The sequence below is a fragment of the Endozoicomonas sp. ALD040 genome (assembly GCF_049275945.1).
Lineage (GTDB): Bacteria > Pseudomonadota > Gammaproteobacteria > Pseudomonadales > Endozoicomonadaceae > Endozoicomonas_A.
Genome location: NZ_CP184829.1, coordinates 6,419,017 through 6,438,975 on the forward strand (window position 1 = coordinate 6,419,017; position 19,959 = coordinate 6,438,975).

Below are 19,959 nucleotides of genomic sequence, written 5' to 3' on the forward strand. Positions count from 1 at the left end.
GGATTAGCAGCTTTCTTGCTGAACTGATTGAAGCGCACAATCTCTGATATTTAAAAGCTTCCAGGCAATAAAGAAGCTGATGCAACTTTGAACTGGCATAGGGCCACTGAGCAAAAAGTACCGATAAACTGAAAACCAACGCTGACATGCCCAACGATACACCGCAGATTTTTCAGCGACAGACTTCACACCAGCAGACATGAACTGCTGAGAACTACTGAAAAGTTAGTGTAACAGTGTCTTTTTGCTGGGAGGTTCTAACTCGAAACCCACCATAGACAGTGATCCCAAAAGCTCTTTTTGAAAACTGGTCTTTTCACAACCAGTAACTCTCTATTATTGCTGCCTGCTAACGCCATGCTGTGGGGCGCCGCACAGCGGCGTCCCAGCCCCTTTAGGGGCGACACCAGCAACTTGTTAGCATGGCAGCCCACCCGCAAGGGCAAATGGTGAATGATGCAGAGGATTAGCAGCTTTCTTGCTGAACTGATTGAAGCGCACAATCTCTGATATTTAAAAGCTTCCAGGCGATAAAGAAGCTGATGCAACTTTGAACTGGCATAGGGCCACTGAGCAAAAAGTACCGATAAACTGAAAACCAACGCTGACATGCCCAACGATACACCGCAGATTTTTCAGCGACAGACTTCACACCAGCAGACATGAATTGCTGAGAACTACTGAAAAGTTAGTGTAACAGTGTCTTTTTGCTGGGAGGTTCTAACTCGAAACCCACCATAGACAGTGAACCCAAAAACTCTTTTTGAAAACTGGTCTTTTCACAACCAGAAACTCTCTATTATTGCTGCCTGCTAACGCCTAAATCAGGTGCGCCGTAGGCGTCACCTGGATTTACTTGTGTACGCCCGACATGGGCATGAACTTATGGGGTGAAAGTCCCCTATGGGTAAACCAGCATCGGATCTTGCGCCCAATAAGCCAACCGATGATAACCATTAGCCGACGGCAAGTGCAATTCCGCGAGGAATTGTGCGGAGGAAGCCTGAGCGCAAAAGTGCGAGCCGACGGACAGAAACTGCATACAAGGCCGAGTCTTGTGGGCGAGTGAGCACAAGATCACAAAGCCCTCTGGTTTGAGAGATACGGTAAATGCAGCGGTTGTGTACTGACAGTCCATGCTCTTATTCGGGGAGGTCTGCCCAACCGGCGACCGTGAATAATATCCAGTTTGACCACTGGTTCAACAGGTCTGGCATTCTGGCTTCATCAACCGGAATGAGCGAACTCGATGAAACACGGTAGCGCATTCAGGAGTAATCCTGTCTGTGTTTTGGGTAGAAGTCAGCAGACGTCATAGTAGCTGTTCGACAGAAGTCATTAACTGACCGGAAGTCGTCAGCGAAGGACTGAACACCGAAGACAAAGAGGAGACTGATTCCCTCGGAGCAGTGCAGCCGAACGGCGAAACACTGTATCTGGCGACAGAATCTTTAACCAGCTTTGAACCACAATCTACTAAGTTATGCACTGGAACCTGCCAACTTACTGAAGGCATGGAAACAGGTCAGAAGCAACAAGGGCGCTCCCGGCATTGATGGAGTCACCATTGAGGCCTACCCTGACTTTGCTAAACAGCATTGGCCTTCAGTGCGCCAAGCCTTACTGGATGGAACATATAAACCGTCTCCGGTGCTTCGGGCTGTCATTGAGAAACCCGATGGAGGAGAAAGGTTGCTTGGAATTCCTACCGTTCAGGATAGGGTCATACAACAGGCCATAGTGCAGGTGTTAACCCCTATCTTTGATCCCGGATTTTCAAACAGCAGCTTTGGTTACAGACCGGGAAGATCTGCACAAGATGCCGTGCAACAGGTTAAACGCTATATCAAACAGGGGCTGCATCAGGCAGTTGACGTTGATCTGAGTAAATTCTTTGATACCGTCAGCCATGATGTCCTTATGTCGAGAGTCTCTCGTAAGATTAACGACAAGTGTCTATTAAAACTGATAGGCCGCTACCTTCGTGCTGGCGTCATGATTGATGGGCAATGCTACCCGACTCGGGTAGGTGTGCCACAAGGCGGCCCTCTTTCGCCGCTACTGTCAAATGTACTTCTCGACGATCTGGACAAGGAACTGGAATACCGGGGTCATTGCTTCGCACGTTACTGTGATGATTTTGTGATACTCGTTGGCAGTCAACGATCAGGGGAGCGAGTGATGGATAGCATTACCCGTTACCTTGAACGAAGGCTGAAATTAACGGTAAATCCGACCAAAAGCGAGGTGGTGAAAGCCACCAAAGCAGAGTTCCTGAGTTTCACCTTTACAGGTAAGAAAATCCGGTGGACAGAGAAGAGCCTGCGCTGTTTCAGGCGGCAAGTCCTTAAACTCACCAGCCGCAGCTGGGGTGTATCAATGGGCTACCGTTTGCGAAAGCTTACCGAATATATCAGGGGCTGGATGGGTTATTTCAGAATAACCGAATATTACCGTCCTATACCGCTACTGGACCAATGGATACGTCGGCGTATCCGCTGCTGTTTTATCAAGCAGTGGCGTAAACCGAAAACCCGCTATCGAAATTTGGTCAGGTTGGGCGTTGATCACATCAAAGCCGCCGGGATCGCAATCAGTAGCAAAGGGTATTACCGGTTAAGCAAAACCTTTGCAACACAGCAGGCACTCAACGACAGTTACCTCGCAAAACTTGGGCTTGTTTCGCTGAAAGACTTATGGATTAGGTTTCACTATCCTAGGTGAACCGCCCGGTGCGGACCCGCATGCCGGGTGGTGTGGGGAGAGCTGGAGAAAGACCAGCTCTTACCCGATTAGGCTGCGTGAACACTGCTTCTGCATATTCATTTGCAATGCTTCGAAATTCTCTGACAAGAGAAAGAGAACCATCTACTGAAAGACGAGGATACTTTTCACTTACTGAGAAAATATTTTCCCCGAATACGTTCTCATATTTCTCAATATTAATATTTTTTTCTAAGATACCATTATTGTGAGCTACAGCATTTCTCAGTTCTCGAACCATATCTACCTTTTTCCTTCGTTCCCGCCACTCTTTGATAGATATACTATGTGTATGAAGGAGTTCGTTTATCATTGCACTTAATTTTTTTGGTTTTTCTTTCTTTATATAAAATGCATATTCTTCAGAGAAAAAGCCTTCAAGAAGTGAGTAAGACATAATTATTGCTGTGTCACTGATAGCATTTCTTGCAATAGTGTTTTTAGTTTCACTATAAGAACCATCAGGATGAGCCGTTACACTTCTTAAGTTTGAAACCATATTTTCTAGAATCATCTCCACGCCATCAAAGGGCCTAGCACCTGTCATAAATGTCAGATGCGCATAATTCCATTTTTGATCTGTTATTGATTTTTCCACTGAATGTGTTCTGTAAGATGAGTTATGTACGATGCTTAATGAAGCGGCCTAACGCCATGCTGTGGGGCGCCGCACAGCGGCGTCCCAGCCCCTTTAGGGGCGACACCAGCAACTTGTTAGCATGGCAGCCCACCCGCAAGGGCAAATGGTGAATGATGCAGAGGATTAGCAGCTTTCTTGCTGAACTGATTGAAGCGCACAATCTCTGATATTTAAAAGCTTCCAGGCGATAAAGAAGCTGATGCAACTTTGAACTGGCATAGGGCCACTGAGCAAAAAGTACCGATAAACTGAAAACCAACGCTGACATGCCCAACGATACACCGCAGATTTTTCAGCGACAGACTTCACACCAGCAGACATGAACTGCTGAGAACTACTGAAAAGTTAGTGTAACAGTGTCTTTTTGCTGGGAGGTTCTAACTCGAAACCCACCATAGACAGTGAACCCAAAAACTCTTTTTGAAAACTGGTCTTTTCACAACCAGAAACTCTCTATTATTGCTGCCTGCTAACGCCATGCTGTGGGGCGCCGCACAGCGGCGTCCCAGCCCCTTTAGGGGCGACACCAGCAACTTGTTAGCATGGCAGCCCACCCGCAAGGGCAAATGGTGAATGATGCAGAGGATTAGCAGCTTTCTTGCTGAACTGATTGAAGCGCACAATCTCTGATATTTAAAAGCTTCCAGGCAATAAAGAAGCTGATGCAACTTTGAACTGGCATAGGGCCACTGAGCAAAAAGTACCGATAAACTGAAAACCAACGCTGACATGCCCAACGATACACCGCAGATTTTTCAGCGACAGACTTCACACCAGCAGACATGAACTGCTGAGAACTACTGAAAAGTTAGTGTAACAGTGTCTTTTTGCTGGGAGGTTCTAACTCGAAACCCACCATAGACAGTGATCCCAAAAGCTCTTTTTGAAAACTGGTCTTTTCACAACCAGTAACTCTCTATTATTGCTGCCTGCTAACCGCAAAGCTGACGGGCAGCCAGAGGCTGTCCCAGACTGGCGTATTGTTAGGTGCATGGCAGAGGACTTAATTGGTGGAAAAAATGGAAGCAGGTAAGATTGAAAAAGTAAAAGATAACATCGGGGAAAAGCTCGATGAATTGGCAGACCTGGCTGAGTTCTGGAAGAAACGTAGAAATGAAGGCAGGACTCCTACTGGTGTCAGACAAGCAATGCTCATGGTCATAAATGAAATACAGCTTTACCAGCAACAAGACGCACATAACTTGTTATCCAGCCAGATCGAAGACCAGAAAAACAAAATAGCCAATAATATGCTGGAAAGAATGAAAACCAACAGTAGTACCTAACGCCTGGTTCAGCCGCGCCGCCGACGGCGGCGTCGGGTGGAGGGGCGTAGCCCCGGAACGAACTGGAACCATTTGTTATGTCACGTGCTAGAGGATTTTGTGGCTGTTAGAAGAAATACAGGATAGTTTCCATGTGGTTTATGTACAACGCTAGCTGAAGTTACTTTAACTTTGATGAATCCAGCATCAACTGCTGCTTTTGTAATGGCTTTGCGATCAAAACCATGATGATGAACACCTGTATCCTCTGTGTGAAATGAACCATCTTCTTTATCAAGGTCTGCGATTGCGATAAAACCCTCAGACTCAAGCATTGAGTGAAGCTTACGGAACATTTTTTCAATGTTTTTCACATGATGCATTGTCATGGAAGATATAACACCGTTATATTGGTGATCCATATCTCGTCTTTCAAGATCAATTTCGAGGATATCTAGCTGGCAGTGAATTTTATTTCTTTTTTGTTCAAGCTGCTGATTCATTGATGGCGAGATATCTATTGCGGTTATTTTTTTAACATGTGGAGCAATCCTTTCAAGTAGCAAACCAGTTCCTGACCCAAAGTCCATTAGATGCATTGTTTCATCTAGTTTTACATTGCGAAGAATAGAGTTCGCAATATTCTCAACATTAGCAACTCGAGTTTTTGTTAATTCATAACTACTTGCTTTTTGAGCAAAGAAATCAGTACCCATTACTACCTCTGTTAATTTGCTTATTTTTCTTTATTTGATGAACTTTGTCGATATTGATGAAGTGACAAACGCCATGCTGTGGGGCGCCGCACAGCGGCGTCCCAGCCCCTTTAGGGGCGACACCAGCAACTTGTTAGCATGGCAGCCCACCCGCAAGGGCAAATGGTGAATGATGCAGAGGATTAGCAGCTTTCTTGCTGAACTGATTGAAGCGTACAATCTCTGATATTTAAAAGCTTCCAGGCGATAAAGAAGCTGATGCAACTTTGAACTGGCATAGGGCCACTGAGCAAAAAGTACCGATAAACTGAAAACCAACGCTGACATGCCCAACGATACACCGCAGATTTTTCAGCGACAGACTTCACACCAGCAGACATGAACTGCTGAGAACTACTGAAAAGTTAGTGTAACAGTGTCTTTTTGCTGGGAGGTTCTAACTCGAAACCCACCATAGACAGTGAACCCAAAAGCTCTTTTTGAAAACTGGTCTTTTCACAACCAGAAACTCTCTATTATTGCTGCCTGCTAACAGCTATTAGATCTCAAGCGAGTGATATTAGATATTACACTCACACGCGGCATATCCCCCTAAATCAAGAAATATCAACTCGCTTGAGATATATCCCGACTTTCCAACCTGTCATAAAGTCATTAATTATCAACAGACTATAAGCCATTTTACCTACCGCCCCAGATAGACCGCAAGTGAGTTATTTGCATTTTTAGTATTTTCTTCAATAATACTGTACAAATAAACAGCTTTTGAGTTTACCATGCCATCTCCTTTTATGACTGAAGTACGCAACACCCTCAGAGTGAAGCGCTATAGCTATAAAACTGAACAGTCCTATTGTTATTGGATCAAGTACTTCATTCGTTATCAACACATGAAGCATCCTCAGTATTTAGGGCCTGATCATGTCAGACAATTTTTGACTTATCTTGCCGTTCAGCGTCGGGTTGCGACTTCAACACAAAACCAGGCATTGAATGCTCTGAACTTTTTATACAAACAAGTTTTAGGTAGACCTTTGGGGGATGTCAGCAATCTGGTCAAAGCCAAAAAGGCCACAAAGATTCCTGTGGTGTTTGAACGACATGAAGTGAATGCAATTTTCACAGTGATCAGCCCTACACACAAGTTACCGGTTCAGCTGATGTATGGTTCCGGGTTGCGGCTAATGGAGTGCCTTCGCCTGCGTATTAAGGACATTGATTTCAACCGTATGGCCATTATTGTTCGCAGTGGTAAAGGCAATAAGGACCGGGTAACCATCTTGCCAGACCAGCTTATTCCTGAGCTAAAAGCTCGCATAAGCGAGGTTCGCCTTCTCCATATCATGGATAAAGAGGCCGGTTTTGGTGAAGTATGGATGCCGGATTCTCTGGCAAAAAAATACCCATCTGAAGCAAAAAGCCTTCATTGGCAGTATCTATTTTGTTCTCACAAGCGTTCAATCGATCCAAGGGATGGACATGAGCGACGCCATCATATTGATGACAGTACTTTGCAACGAGCAGTAAAACGAGCCATTGAGTTATCCGGTATAGAAAAGAAAGGAAGCTGCCATACTTTCAGACATTCTTTTGCCACGCATTTGCTTGATGATGGCTACGATATTCGAACGGTTCAGGAGCTTCTTGGACACAAAGACCTGAAGACAACCCAGATCTACACTCATGTGCTAAACCGTGGTGGCCACGCAGTAAAGAGTCCTTTGTGCAAAATATAACAGGCACGCTACCGCACGGGGACCTCCCCGAGACAGCTGAAGAGCACTTATCCCTTTGGCTCAATAGCTTCCTGCCTGAGTGAATACATTCTATTGAGCGACATTGTGCCAGTATTCTCTATTGAAGGGTAGGTAGTAGTGCCTATTTATGGCTGTCTTATATTTTTCGTGATCCATTCACCACGCCTATACGTAGAAAAAGGCATAACAATAGATTGGCTGGCAGGCACGACAAGGAGTGAAGTTATATGGGTTACCGGAGCGGCGATTGATGCAGGCAGGGTCAATATATTATGGCTAAAGTAAGCAAGCGTTTATTAGTCCTTAACGCCGTGTTGTTTCAGCTGGTTTGGTTTATTGCTGTGCAAGGTGACAATCTGTATGCGCTATTGGCATTACTCTTCTTGCTTGTTATGCACTTCACGCTAATGAAACCGGACGCACAGGAGTTACGACTGATCTTTGCCGTACCAGTCGTTGGTATCGTTGCTGACACTTTAATTATGAATGCAGGATGGATTGAGTATCAGAGTACTGATCATTTTCTTATTCCTATCTGGCTATGCGTTTTATGGGTTGCGTTCGCGACTACTCTTAAACATTCGATGAGTTGGGTATTTAAGACCTTCTGGTTACCTCCATTGGTGGGCTTGCTGGTTGTGCCATTCAGTTATTGGGCAGGCATTAAATTATCAGGGTCTCAGCTTTTGATCCCCATGGAAAGGCTACTGCTGCTGGAAGGCCTGGTCTGGGCTGTTTTATTGACTCTGATTGGCCATACAACAAGAAAACAGGAACAATCCTTATGCTAGCGTCTTTAACCCCAAAATCGATCATGATATTCAGCCCGGTTCTACTACTCTCTCCGTTCGCTCAAGCAGATCATCCGGCAATTATCGGGTATGCATATCATTCGGGAACACAACAACTGGCATACACTGAAGAGCACACATTCCCGGACTTCCTGTCTCATCATGTTGTTTATAAAGAGACTGACGGAAGTATTTTCGCCAGCAAAACCATCGACTACAGCGATAGCTATATTGCGCCTGATATCATCCAGACAAATCAGCGTAATGGAGAACTGATCAAAACCGAGTTCGTGGACGATGCAATCAAAGTTTCTTACAGAACAAGCTTCGGTGCAGACACTCAACAATCAGACATTGCCTTTTCCGCTGACCTGGTGATCGATGCCGGCTTCGATCACTACATTCGTTTAAACTGGGACGCCCTCATAGCAGAAAAAGAAACAGTGATTCAATACCTGATACCAAGCCACCAACGAAAAATCGATCTCCGCATAAAAACAGTTGAATGCAAGAAAGACCTGAAAAAGACTCATATTTGCTTCAATATTGCCGCAGACAGCTGGTTATATCGCATGCTCTCGTCGTCACTTACACTCAGCTATGGCAAGCAAAGCCAAAAGCTGATGATTTTCTCTGGCCGCTCTAATATCAGCGATAAGAACGGTGATTATCAAGACGTCACTATTCGCTATCAATTCCATACACCTATTAAAAACCAAGAGATTAGTTATGTTGCGAATTAGCACTCTGCTGATGGTTCTGTTTTTATTTGGCTGCAGCTCCGTCGATATCAGCCAATATCAAGATAACCAACCCACTCTCTCATTACCGGAGTTTTTCAATGGTCCTCTGACAGCCCACGGGATTCTGAAGAATCGAAGCGGCGAGGTAATACGCTACTTTAACGCCACCATGACAGGGAGCTGGGACGAAGAGGGAATTGGCACTCTGGATGAGGATTTTATTTTTGACGACGGTGAAAAACAAAAACGTATCTGGACATTCACACCGGATGGCAAAGGCAGCTACCTGGCCAGTGCAGGAGACGTTAAAGAAGCCGTGCCTGTGAAAACATCTGGCAATGCCTTATTTATGGCGTATGTACTGAACATCTTCTACAAGGGTGAACCTCTCGAAGTGTCGATAGACGACAAAATGTACCTGGTCAGCGATAAAGTCATGATCAATGAATCCATCATGACCAAGTTCGGTATCGACTTGGGCTATATTACTCTGACGATCATCAAAGACGGGAATGATACCGGCAGCTGAAGATAGTTTCCGTTTGGGCATTCGATCCATGCAGTAGTTTCATCTGCTTTAATATCTATTCGCGAAAGATATTCAAAGCTGGTGTGGGGCTTCTGTACTGATAGGAGCACTCAGTAATGCACTAATGAGTTTATCCTGAAAGATTGAACTCACAGAGAACTCAGGGCTCCTTTGGCCAGTAGCTTTACAATCACTGCATTCAGCGTAACCAATGGATTGACACCAAAAGAAATGCCAAGGTTTGGCTGATTATCCCTTGTAGCGAAGCCAACGCCGGGGACCAGCTCACGAGATTCCATTATGTGGAAATCAAAGATATTGGTCGTTTCTGGACAGTCTGGGTAGGTTGATTTCGGTATAACGTTCTGTTTTATATCGTTAACGAATCTGGCGTCATGACCACACCAGTAGATAAGCTCTCTAACAGCCTGTGACAGCAACCCATTCTCATCCATGGCCTGCCCTATGGACTCTTCTGTGAATTGGGGAAACGCCTTGTGAAACAGAGTAGCCAGAATCGCCTTTATTTTATGCTCATGATTGACTGTGGATTCCCTATTGCCAGAGTCGAACTGTTTTTGAAAACAGAGAGCATATTGCAATACCAGCCCCTGGGCATTTTTTGCCAGTTCAGAAAAAGCCACCTTGGCCCGATCCTCTGATTTTTCAAAATCAAGAAATTTCTGACACCTGGTGGAGAAAAAATAATCTTCACCCAGCTCATGCATACTTTTCGTATCACCAGAATCCCGCATGCCTACGGGACCCACATTGGGATGTTCTGACGCTTTTTTCCACTGAAGCATCCTACCCTCGCTAGAGGCATCGACATAAGAGGAAAGAACATAGTGCTTTCGGTTCGTCACTGAATCATGGTCAGCCGCCATTACCTCTGGGGCATATAATCCGCAACTGAATAACACACCGCAATCATGGGCATACTTATAGAGTCCCTCGAAAATCTGATCCGCCTTTGTTACTGGATCAAGCACATAAGGGTATAAATGATAAGGCGCATCTTTGGTTGATTTCAGGTGCAGACAATAACCTGTCTTGTCATCAATGTAGCGACACTTTTCCTCCAGTTTTGCCTTTATGGTGGGAGAAATTAATGTCGCCAGATCAGTCTGCACATTTTCCCAGCGATATCTGCCGACCACTTCAGGAATTGAGCTTTTCAAGCCATGCTGGCTAGCTATGGTTGCCATCAGGCTGATTTTATTACCCTCTTTTGCCAGTTCTTCCGGCTTTTCCGTATCACTGAGAAATTTCAAATAATCCCAGCCGCCATCCGTTCGCTGAATGACCAGCGTTCGCCCGCACACCTCGATAGATTGACCCATCAATGATGCTGTCGGGGGAGGGTCTGACCACTGCTGCGAATTGTCCAGTTTTTGCCAATCATTATCAAACTGATTTTCCTGTGGCTGATAATCTTTATCCAGTGATAACAACAACTGCCAAATGTTAGGACTTCCCATAGTATTGAGGGGATGAACAGATCTGCAAAACAGGGTTTCCCGCTGTTTTTCGCAATCAGGATGGTTTAACCAGTTATTTAGCACGTAAATTCGATGGCCTGGAGGGGCAAGCCGTAGAAATAGTTCAATGATATTAAAATGTAAGTAAGTGACGCCGGTGTACGCTACAAATCGATTATATGCAGATGAACTTGGTGGTCTTGCCGAAGCCTCATTGCCTGGGTCCGGCCACAGGTCCGGACGGTAACTTTTCAGCCTGGTTGTAAACTTTGCATCACACTCACGGAAGTACGAATCCGATCGAATCCATGACAGGCCATCCATCAAAAGCCAATCCATGAATTTCCTGAAATCATTGGCATGGTTGAGGCCATTGCAGCATTTGACCTGGCTAATCAGGGTGTTCCATCTATCACTATAATGATCATCTTTCTGTAAAAGACCTACACTGTTTACCGAAACGGTATCATTCATTAGGGTAAAAATTTTTGCCGCCCACAGGCTTACATATTTCAGATCCAAATATTTCCCATGATCCGCACATAATCCATTTTCCGATCCATAACTCCCCTTATGGCAAATGGGTATTTGTTCCATGACAAGATGGATAAATGGCAGCTCATACTTCTCTGAATTCAGCTCTTCCTCGTGCATCTGCATTCCGGATTCATTGGGCAAGGTCCATAAAAACGGAGCTACTCGATTTACCGTATTGACAAACAATCGTTCATTGGTCAAACCAGCTTCTTTGGCCATAAGAAAAGGAGATTTATTAAGATTAACCGATGCGTCTTTGAACGCCTGTATAGAGACGGTAACACCCATTTCAGTCAATAATTCGGAGCATTGGTGAAGTCCTCCCAATACAGCAATCATTGCAATCAGCTTCTGTTCTTCCTGACAAAATGAAACAATAAGTTTGCGGGCTTCTTTTTGCGATTGTTGTGCAATAGCTTCAAGAACAAATACCATTATCATGCTTTTTTTGTATCTGTGAATCTGTCTCCTATTAGAAATTCGGTGGAATCGAAATTGATGCTCATTCAGGTCTCTAACCATCATTCTGGTATTGCATCCACGGCGGAGGTACTTAAAGAAAATCATTAACCTGGCCAATGAAACCTTTGGTATTGATTGTGCAATTACTTCCTGAAATAACATACCATCAATGGATCGGGAATTTAGAATCTCCTCGGAAAGAAGGTCAAAGCGAGAGTCCGGATCAGCAAAAGCACCCTTGACAAACAACAGGTCCGGGCAATGATCTTCGCAGTTATCGACCAGCTTTATCATCGTATCAAAAGGGAGGTATACGGTAGTTTCACGGTCAAAATCAAGACTGCTGGATAGAGGATTGATGGGGAACCCTTGCTCAATAATATAGCTAAGTACTTTCAGATTGTTTTTTTCGACCCCGGCCCAAATAGCAATATCCCGTGCTATTGTTTGAACATCAACCGCTATTTTTTTCCTTGATTCGATACCGCTTGTAATTTCCGATTTATTCCTGTTAACGATGTAAGTATCATTATCAAAATATTCTTTAACCTCTCTTTTCAGCTCATTAACTTTATCCATTAGACTGATATTGACATGTAATTTATCAAATTGTTGGAAAAGCTTCTCAAATTCTTCTTTTACACATTCTTCTTTATCATGTTCTGAAGTCAGTAATTCCAGCAACTTTTTTTGCTCTAGCTGACCATGTACAGAGCTGGGGGCTCCTTTCTGGTTGCCTTCGGCCCCAACTTCTATATCGATGTTTTTCGAACTGTGAAGTGTGGAATGACTGACACTGTAGCCGGCAAGATCAGGTGAGTTGTCAATGCGTTGAAATTGGGGCCCAGATACTCCGGTGTTGCCAGATACAACATTGGCAGGATTGAAGTATATCTCTTTGCCTTCAGTGGGTCTTACTGTCAGCGATTTATAGTTCCCTATTCCTTCACTATCACTGACCTCGGAAATTAGGCCAGATCCGGTCATGGTATTGGTATTTTTTTCTGTTACATCCATATTTGCGCAACCTTATCAAAATGTCCTTTCTACTTTTGACAATGAGAACGAAAAAAAATTCCAATTCCCGGGCCACAACCGACAATTGCGATATAACCCCTGTTCCCTCTTTCAAGAAAAACATTCAAAACTGGTATGGGGCTACTGATAGCAGCACTCATTAATCCGGTGGTAAGTTTATCCTGAAAGATTAACTCACAGAGAGGTCAGAGCGCCCCTGACCAGTAGCTTTACAATCACTGCATTCAGCGTAACCAATGGATTGACACCAAAAGAAATGCCAAGGTTTGGCTGGTTATCCCGCGTAACAAAACCAACACCGGGAACCAGCTCACGAGGTTCAAATATGAAGAAATCAAAGATATTGGTCGTTTCAGGACAGTCTGGGTAGGTCAACTTCGGTATAACATTATGTTTAATGTCGTTAACAAATCTGCCGTCATAACCGCACCAGTAGATAACCTCTCTGACAGCCTGTGACAGCAGCCCATCTTCATCCATTGCCTGAGCCGCACACTCTTCTGTGAATCGGGGAAACGCCTTCTGAAACAGAGTAACAAGAATCGCCTTTATTTTATGCTCATGATTAAGTGTGGACTCCCTATTGCCAGAGTCGAACTGATTTTGAAAACAGAGAGCATATTGCAATACCAGCCCTTGGGCATTTTTTGCCAGTTCAGAAAAGGCCACCTTGGCCCGATCCTCTGACTTTTCAAAATCAAGAAATTTCTGACATCTGCTGGAAAAAAAATAATCTTCACCCAGCTCATGCATACTTTTCGTATCACCGGAATCCCGCATACCCACTGGACCCACATTGGGATGTTCTGACGCTTTTTTCCACTGAAGCATCCTCCCCTCGCTGGAGGCATCGACATAAGAGGAAAGAACATGGTGCTTCCGGTTCGTCACTGAATCATGGTCAGCCGCCATTACCTCTGGGGTATATAATCCGCAACTGAATAAAACACCGCAATCATGGGCATACTTATAGAGTCCCTCGAAAATCTGATCCGCCTTTGTTACTGGATCAAGCAAATAAGGGTATAAATGATAAGGCGCATCTTTGGTTGATTTCAGATGAAGACAATAACCTGTCTTGTCATCAATGTAGCGACACTTTTCCTCCAGTTTTGCCTTTATGGTGGGAGATATTAATGTCGTCAGGTCAGTCTGCACATTTTCCCAGCGATATCTGCCGACCACTTCAGGAATTGAGCTTTTCAAGCCATGCTGGCTGGCTATGGTTGCCATCAGGCTGATTTTATTACCCTCTTTTGCCAGTTCTTCCGGTTTTTCTGTATCGCTGAGAAATTTCAGATAATCCCAGCCACCATCCGTTCGCTGAATGACCAGCGTTCGCCCGCACACCTCGATAGATTGACCCATCAACGATGCTGTCGGGGGAGGGTCTGACCACTGCTGCGGATTGTCCAGTTTTTGCCAATCATTATCATACTGATTTTCCTGTGGCTGATAATCTTTATCCAGTGATAACAGTAACTGCCAAATGTTAGGACTTCCCACAACATTGAGGGGGTAAGCAGTTCTGCAAAACAAGGCTTCCCGCTGTTTTGCACAATCAGGATTGTTTAACCAGTTATTTAGCACATGGATTCGATGGCCTGGAGGAGCAAGCCGCAGAAATGATTCAATGATGTCAAAATGTAAGTTAGTGACGCCAGTGGTGTACGTTACAAGTTGAGTATATGCATATGATCTTGGTGGTGTTGCCGAAGCCTCATTGCCCGGGTCCGGCCACAGGTCCGGACGGTAACTTTTCAGCCTGGTTGTAAACTTTGCCTCAGCCTCACGGTAGCGCAATTCCGATCGAACCCATGACAGGCCATCCAGCAAAAGCCAGTCCATGAATTTCCTGAAATCATCAGGATGGGTGAGGCCATTGCAGCATTTGACCTGGCTGATAAGGGTGTTCCATGTCTGACTATACTGGACATCTTCCTGTAAAAGACCTGCACTGTTTGCCAAAATAGTATCATTAATTCCCTTAAAGATTTTTGCTGCCCACAAGCTTACATCTCTCAGATCCAAAGATTTCCCATGATACGCCCATAACCCATTTTCCGATCCATAACTCCCCTTATGGCAAATGGACATTTGTTCCATGACAAGATGGATAAATGGCAGCTCATCCTTCTCTGAATACAGGTGTTCCTCGTGCATCTGCATTCCGAATTGGTCGGGCAAGGTCCATAAAAACGGAGCTATTCGATTGACTGTATTGACAAACAAGCGCTCATTGGTCAAACCAGCCTCTTTGGCCATAAGAAAAGGAGATTTATTAAGATTAACCGATACGTCTTTAAACGCCTGCCTGGAGACGGTAACACCCATTTCAGTCAATAACTCGGAGCATTGGTAAAGTCCTCCTAAAACAGCAATCATTGCAATCGGCTTCTGTTCTTCCTGAGAAAATGAAACAATAAGTTTGCGGGCTTCTTTTTGTGATCGTTGTGCAATAGCTTCAATAACAAACACCATTATTATGTTTTTTTTGTATCTGTGAATCTCTCTTCTAGTAGTAAATCGGTGGTATCGAAATTGATGTTCATTCAAGTCTCTGATTATGTTTCTGCTATTGCATCCACGACGGAGGTAATTAAAGAAAATCATTAATCTGGCCAATGAAACCTTTGGTATTGATTGTGCAATTACTTCCTGAAATAACATACCATCAATGGATCGGGAATTTAGAATCTCCTCTGAAAGAAGGTCAAAGCGAGAGTCCGGATCAGCAAAAGCACCCTTGACAAATAACAGGTCCGGGCAATGATCTTCGCAGTTATCGACCAGCTTTCTCATCGTATCAAAAGGGAGGTATACGGTAGTTTCAAGGTTAAAATCAAGACAGCTGGATAGAGGATTGATGGGGAACCCTTGCTCAATAATATAGGTAAGTACTTTCAGATTGTTTTTTTCGACCCCGGCCCATGTAGCAATATCCCGTGCTATTGTTTGAACATCAACTGCTATTTTTTTCCTTGATTCAATACCGCTTGTAATTTCAAATTTATACCTGCCAACGATGTAAGTATCATTATCAAAGTATTCTTTAACCTCTCTTTTCAGCTCATTAACTTTATCCATTAGACTGATATTGACATGTAATTTATCAAATTGTTGGAAAAGTTTCTCAAATTCGTCTTTTACACATTCTTCTTTATCATGTTCTGAAGTCAGTAATTCCAGCAACTTTGCTTGCTCTAGCTGACCATGACCAGAGCTGGGGGCTACTTTCTGGTTGCCTTCGGCCCCAACTTCTATATCGATGTTTTTCGGACTGTAAACTGTGGAATGACTGACACTGTAGTCGGTAAGATCAGGTGAGTTGTCAATGCGTTGAAATCGGGGCCCAGATACTCCGGTGTTGCCAGATACAACATTGGCAGGATTGAAGCGTCTCTCTTTGCCTTCAGTGGATCTTACTGTCAGCGATTTATAATTCCCTATTCCTTCACTATCACTGGCTTCGGAAATTAGGCCAGCTCCAGTCATGGTATTGGTATTTTTGCCTGTTACATCCATATATGCGCACCCTTATCAAAATGTCCTTTGTACCTTTTGACAATGAGAACGAAAAAAAATTCCAATTCCCGGGCCACAACCGACAATTGCGGTATAACCCCGGTTTCCTCTGTGAAATAGCCTTATCCGCTTCACTCTCTGTTCAAGAAAAGCCTTCAAAGCTGGTATGGGGCTACGATATCAGCACTCATTAATCCAGTGGTGAGTTTATCCTGAAAAGATTAAACTCACAGGGAGGTCAGAGCGCCCCTGGCCAGTAGCTTTACAATCACTGCATTCAGCGTAACCAATGGATTGACACCAAAAGAAACGCCAAGGTTTGGCTGGTTATCCCGTGTAACAAAACCAACACCGGGGACCAGCTCACGAGGTTCCAATGTGCAATAATCAAAGATATTGGTCGTTTCTGGACAGTCTGGGTAGGTCGATTTCGGTATAACGTTATGTTTGATATCGTTAACGAATCTGGCGTCATGACTACACCAGTAGACAATCTCTCTAACAGCCTGGGACAGCAACCCATCTTCGTCCATGGCCTGAACCGTGCACTCTTCTGTGAATCGGGGAAACGCCTTGTGAAACAGGGTAGCCAGCATTACCTTTATTTTATGCTCATGATTGAGTGTGGACTCTCTATTGCCAGAGTCGAACTGTTTTTGAAAACAGAGAGCATACTGCAATACCAGCCCCTGGGCATTTTTTGCCAGTTCAGAAAAGGCCACCTTGGCCCGATCCTCTGATTTTTCAAAATCAAGAAATTTCTGACACCTGCTGGAGAAAAAATAATCTTCACCCAGCTCATGCATACTTTTCGTATCACCGGAGTCCCGCATGCCTACGGGACCCACATTGGGATGTTCTGAGGCTTTTTTCCACTGGAGCATCCTCCCCTCGCTAGAGGCATTCACATAAGACGAAAGCACATGGTGCTTTCGGTTCGTCACAGAATCATGATCTGCCGCTGTTACCGCAGGAGCATATAATCCGCAACTGAATAAAACGCCGCAATCGTGTGCATACTTATAGAGTCCCTCGAAAATCTGATCCGCCTTTGTTACTGGATCAAGAACATAAGGGTATAAATGATAAGGCGCATCTTTTGACGATTTCAGATGAAGACAATAACCTGTCTTGTCATCAATGTAGCGACACTTTTCCTCCAGTTTGGTCTTTATGGTGGGAGGTATTAATGTCGTCAGACCAGTCTGCACATTTTCCCAGCGATATCTGCCGACCACATCGGGAATTGAACTTTTCAAGCCATGCTGGCTGGCTATGGTTGCCATCAGGCTGATTTTATTACCCTCTTTTGCCAGTTCTTCAGGCTTTTCCGTATCACTGAGAAATTTCAGATAATCCCAGTCACCGTCCGTTCGCTGAATGACGAGCGTACGCCCATACACCTCGATAGACTTGCCTATTAACGATGTTATCGGAGGGGGCGCTGTCCATTGCTGTGGATTGTCCAGTTTTTGCCAATCATGTTCAAACTGATTTCCCTGTGGCTGATAATCTTTATCCAGTGATAACAGCAACTGCCAAATGTTAGGACTTCCCATAGTATTGAGGGGATGAACAGATCTGCAAAACAGGGTTTCCCGCTGCTTTGCGCAATCAGGATTGTTTAACCAGTTATTTAGAACATAAATTCGATGGCCTGGAGGGGCAAGCCGTAGAAATGATTCAATGAAGTTAAAATGTAAGTTAGTGACACGATTGCTATATGTTTCAAGTTGATCACATAATGCCGGTGATGTTGTCGAATCCTCATTACCCGGGTCCGGCCACAAGTCCGGTCGGTAACTTTTCAGTCTGGTTGTAAAGGGTGCCTCTTTCTCACGGTATTTCGATTCCCCCCGTACCCATGACAAACCATCCATCAAAAGCCAGTCCATGAATTTCTTGAAATCATCGGAACGGGCCAGACCATTGCAGCATTTAACCTGGCTGATTAAGATGTTCCATGTCTCACTATAGCGGGCATCTTCCTGTAAAAGACCTGCACTGTTTGTCAAAGTAGCATCACTCATTCCCTTAAAAATTTTTGCTGCCCACAGGCTTACATCTCCCGGAACCAATGCTGCTCCATGCTTCGGCGCTAAACCATTTTTCGATTCATAACTCCCCTCCTGACAAATCGACAATTGATCCATGACAAGATGAATAAACGACAGCGATTTTTTATCTAAAAGCCAGTGTTCCTGGTGCAGATATAGCCCGAATTTATTGGGCAAGGACCATAAAAACGGAGCTATTCGATTCACTGTATTGGCAAACAGTCGTTCATTCGTCAGACCCGCCTCTTTAGCCATAAGAAAAGGAGAATTTTCAAGATTAACCGAGGCTTTTTTAAACGCCTGCCTGGAGACGGTAATACCCATTTCAGTCAATAGTTCGGAGCATTGGTGCAGTCCTCCCAAAAGTGCAATCATTGCAATCATCTGCTGCTCATCCTGATAAAATGATCCAATAAGATTACAGACTTCTTCCTTTGCTTCTTTTTGTGATTGTTGAGCCATGGCTTCAAGAACAAATACCATTATTATGCTTTTACTGTATCTTTCCATCCTGTGACAATTGGTAATGCGGTGATTTTCGAAACTATGCCTATTAAGGTCTTTAATCATGTCTCTGGCATTACATTTACGACGAAGGTAGTTAAAAAAAATCATTAACCTTCTAAATGAAACCGTTGGTATTGATTGTGCGATTGCCTGCTGAAATAATTCATCTTTAATGTATCTGGAAGTTAAAATCTCCTCGGAAAGAACGTCAAAGCGAGGATCAGCATCAGCAAAAATACCCTTGACAAATAACAGATCTGGAAAGTCTGGCTTGCAGTTATCTACCAGCTTTCTCATCGTGTCAAAAGCGAGGTATACAGTAGACTCAGGATCAAGATCAATACAGCCAGCTTTTCTTTCGATAGGAACCCCTTGTTCAATAATATAGGTGAGCACTTTCAGATTGTCTTTTTCGACCCCCGACCAAATAGCGATATCCCGTACTATTTTTTTAATTTTATCCGCTATTTTTTTTCTTGATTGAGCATCATTTATAGTTTCAAATTCTTTCCCTATGTAGCTGCAAGTACCCGTATCAATATATTTCTTAATCTCTTTTTTCAGCTCATTGACTTCATCCATTAAACTGATACCGACATGTAATTTATCAAATTGTTGGACAAGTTTCTCTAATTCTTCTTTTACACATTGTTCGTTAACATTTTCTGAAGTAAGTAATTCCAGCAACTTTTTTTGCTCTACCTGACCATGGCCAGAACCGGGTGCTATTTTGTGGTTGTCTTCTGCCCCACCTTCTATACCGATGGTTTTCGGGCTGCAAGGCTTGGGATGACTGACATTACAGTCGGTAAGATTAAACGAGCTGTCAATGCGTTGAAATCCGGTTCCAGATACTCCGGTGTTGCCAGATACAACATTGCCAGGATTGAAGAGTCTCTCGTTGCCTTCAGTGGATCTTACTGAGAGCGATTTATAATTCCCTATTCCTTCACTATCACTGGCTTTGGAAATTAGGCCAGATCCGGTCATGGTATTGGTATTTTTGCCTGTTACATCCATATATGCGCACCCTTATCAAAATGTCCTTTTTACCTTTTGACAATGAGAACGAAAAAAAATTCCAATTCCCGGGCAGCAACCGACAAATTGCGGTATAACCCCTGCTCACTCTGTAAAATAGCCTTATC

The 19,959-nt window shown here is 44.0% G+C and carries 12 protein-coding genes; 6 read left to right on the forward strand and 6 right to left on the reverse strand.

The genetic code is table 11. The annotated features are described in order from the left end of the window. Positions 1-1,142: 1,142 nt before the first annotated feature. On the reverse strand, positions 1,143-1,268 hold the full coding sequence (locus ACOJUN_RS23600) for a hypothetical protein (RefSeq protein ID WP_317142120.1): 126 nt from the start codon (positions 1,266-1,268) through the stop codon (positions 1,143-1,145). Positions 1,269-1,461: 193 nt separating this feature from the next. On the opposite strand from ACOJUN_RS23600, the gene ltrA reads away from it, so the two are divergent. Next, complete coding sequence (ltrA, locus tag ACOJUN_RS23605) at positions 1,462-2,724, forward strand: group II intron reverse transcriptase/maturase (RefSeq protein ID WP_422134284.1); 1,263 nt, start codon at positions 1,462-1,464, stop codon at positions 2,722-2,724. On the opposite strand, the gene ACOJUN_RS23610 is transcribed toward ltrA, so the two are convergent. Then, a complete protein-coding gene (locus tag ACOJUN_RS23610) occupies positions 2,717-3,361 on the reverse strand; it encodes a hypothetical protein (RefSeq protein ID WP_422134286.1) in 645 nt (214 codons plus the stop codon). The two genes, ltrA and ACOJUN_RS23610, sit on opposite strands and share 8 nt — an antisense overlap. Before the next feature lie 1,061 nt (positions 3,362-4,422). On the opposite strand from ACOJUN_RS23610, the gene ACOJUN_RS23615 reads away from it, so the two are divergent. Then, positions 4,423-4,689 carry a hypothetical protein gene (locus tag ACOJUN_RS23615; RefSeq protein ID WP_422134287.1) on the forward strand — a complete coding sequence of 89 codons (267 nt, stop codon included), beginning with the start codon at positions 4,423-4,425 and terminating at the stop codon, positions 4,687-4,689. Between the two features lie 80 nt (positions 4,690-4,769). Here ACOJUN_RS23615 and ACOJUN_RS23620 read toward each other — a convergent pair whose 3' ends face one another. Continuing rightward, the gene (locus ACOJUN_RS23620; RefSeq protein WP_422134288.1) at positions 4,770-5,384 is read right to left on the reverse strand and encodes a class I SAM-dependent DNA methyltransferase; all 615 of its coding nucleotides are present in this window, start codon (positions 5,382-5,384) and stop codon (positions 4,770-4,772) included. 776 nt (positions 5,385-6,160) lie between these two features. On the opposite strand from ACOJUN_RS23620, the gene ACOJUN_RS23625 reads away from it, so the two are divergent. The 4 genes from ACOJUN_RS23625 to ACOJUN_RS23640 all read left to right on the forward strand — a co-directional run bounded on the left by ACOJUN_RS23625 (position 6,161) and on the right by ACOJUN_RS23640 (position 9,204). Continuing rightward, positions 6,161-7,120 (forward strand): integron integrase, encoded by a 960-nt coding sequence (locus ACOJUN_RS23625; RefSeq protein ID WP_422134289.1) that lies wholly within the window; start codon positions 6,161-6,163, stop codon positions 7,118-7,120. Positions 7,121-7,413: 293 nt separating this feature from the next. Next, on the forward strand, positions 7,414-7,932 hold the full coding sequence (locus tag ACOJUN_RS23630) for a DUF2878 domain-containing protein (RefSeq protein ID WP_422134290.1): 519 nt from the start codon (positions 7,414-7,416) through the stop codon (positions 7,930-7,932). Continuing rightward, entirely contained in the window at positions 7,926-8,675 is a 750-nt protein-coding gene (locus tag ACOJUN_RS23635) for a hypothetical protein (protein WP_422134291.1), read from the forward strand. The genes ACOJUN_RS23630 and ACOJUN_RS23635 overlap by 7 nt, the downstream gene beginning before the upstream one ends. Then, positions 8,662-9,204: a DUF3833 domain-containing protein gene (locus ACOJUN_RS23640; RefSeq protein ID WP_422134292.1), complete on the forward strand. Its 543-nt coding sequence runs from the start codon at positions 8,662-8,664 to the stop codon at positions 9,202-9,204. Before ACOJUN_RS23635 ends, ACOJUN_RS23640 begins: the two co-directional genes overlap by 14 nt. Before the next feature lie 149 nt (positions 9,205-9,353). Here ACOJUN_RS23640 and ACOJUN_RS23645 read toward each other — a convergent pair whose 3' ends face one another. The 3 genes from ACOJUN_RS23645 to ACOJUN_RS23655 form a co-directional block, all read right to left on the reverse strand. Beyond that, a complete protein-coding gene (locus ACOJUN_RS23645) occupies positions 9,354-12,701 on the reverse strand; it encodes a hypothetical protein (protein ID WP_422134293.1) in 3,348 nt (1,115 codons plus the stop codon). 195 nt (positions 12,702-12,896) lie between these two features. After that, on the reverse strand, positions 12,897-16,247 hold the full coding sequence (locus ACOJUN_RS23650; protein ID WP_422134294.1) for a hypothetical protein: 3,351 nt from the start codon (positions 16,245-16,247) through the stop codon (positions 12,897-12,899). A gap of 227 nt (positions 16,248-16,474) precedes the next feature. Continuing rightward, positions 16,475-19,831, reverse strand: coding sequence for a hypothetical protein (locus ACOJUN_RS23655; RefSeq protein ID WP_422134295.1), 3,357 nt, complete (start codon positions 19,829-19,831; stop codon positions 16,475-16,477). Positions 19,832-19,959 lie beyond the last annotated feature (128 nt).